Source organism: Niallia sp. Sow4_A1, assembly GCF_052116745.1.
Classification (GTDB): Bacteria; Bacillota; Bacilli; order Bacillales; family Cytobacillaceae; genus Niallia; species Niallia hominis.
On the sequence record NZ_JBQKKM010000123.1, the window covers coordinates 1 to 1,051 of the forward strand.

General features: G+C 50.3%; 1 rRNA gene. It reads left to right on the forward strand.

Annotated elements, in window-relative coordinates:
- Positions 1-1,051: ribosomal RNA gene (locus ACTQ5K_RS25425) — 23S ribosomal RNA — on the forward strand; the annotation flags it as partial.

The following is a 1,051-nucleotide window of genomic DNA, read 5'->3' on the forward strand; positions in this document are numbered from 1 at the left end:
GAGTGTATCCTGAGTACGGCGGGACACGAGAAATCCCGTCGGAAGCAGGGAGGACCATCTCCCAAGGCTAAATACTCCCTAGTGACCGATAGTGAACCAGTACCGTGAGGGAAAGGTGAAAAGCACCCCGGAAGGGGAGTGAAATAGATCCTGAAACCGTGTGCCTACAAGTAGTTAGAGCCCATTTATGGGTGATAGCGTGCCTTTTGTAGAATGAACCGGCGAGTTACGATTACATGCGAGGTTAAGTTGATAAGACGGAGCCGCAGCGAAAGCGAGTCTGAATAGGGCGAAATAGTATGTGGTTGTAGACCCGAAACCAGGTGATCTACCCATGTCCAGGGTGAAGTCCAGGTAACACTGGATGGAGGCCCGAACCCACGCACGTTGAAAAGTGCGGGGATGAGGTGTGGGTAGCGGAGAAATTCCAATCGAACTTGGAGATAGCTGGTTCTCTCCGAAATAGCTTTAGGGCTAGCCTCAAGATTTAGAGTATTGGAGGTAGAGCACTGTTTGGACTAGGGGCCCCCATCGGGTTACCGAATTCAGACAAACTCCGAATGCCAAATACTTATTCTTGGGAGTCAGACTACGAGTGATAAGATCCGTGGTCAAGAGGGAAACAGCCCAGACCACCAGCTAAGGTCCCAAAGTATACGTTAAGTGGAAAAGGATGTGGAGTTGCTTAGACAACCAGGATGTTGGCTTAGAAGCAGCCACCATTTAAAGAGTGCGTAATAGCTCACTGGTCGAGTGACTCTGCGCCGAAAATGTACCGGGGCTAAACGTATCACCGAAGCTGTGGATTGACATCTAATGATGTCAGTGGTAGGAGAGCGTTCTAAGGGCGTTGAAGCTAGACCGTAAGGACTGGTGGAGCGCTTAGAAGTGAGAATGCCGGTATGAGTAGCGAAAGATGAGTGAGAATCTCATCCACCGAATGCCTAAGGTTTCCTGAGGAAGGCTCGTCCGCTCAGGGTTAGTCGGGACCTAAGCCGAGGCTGAAAAGCGTAGGCGATGGACAACAGGTTGATATTCCTGTACCACCTTT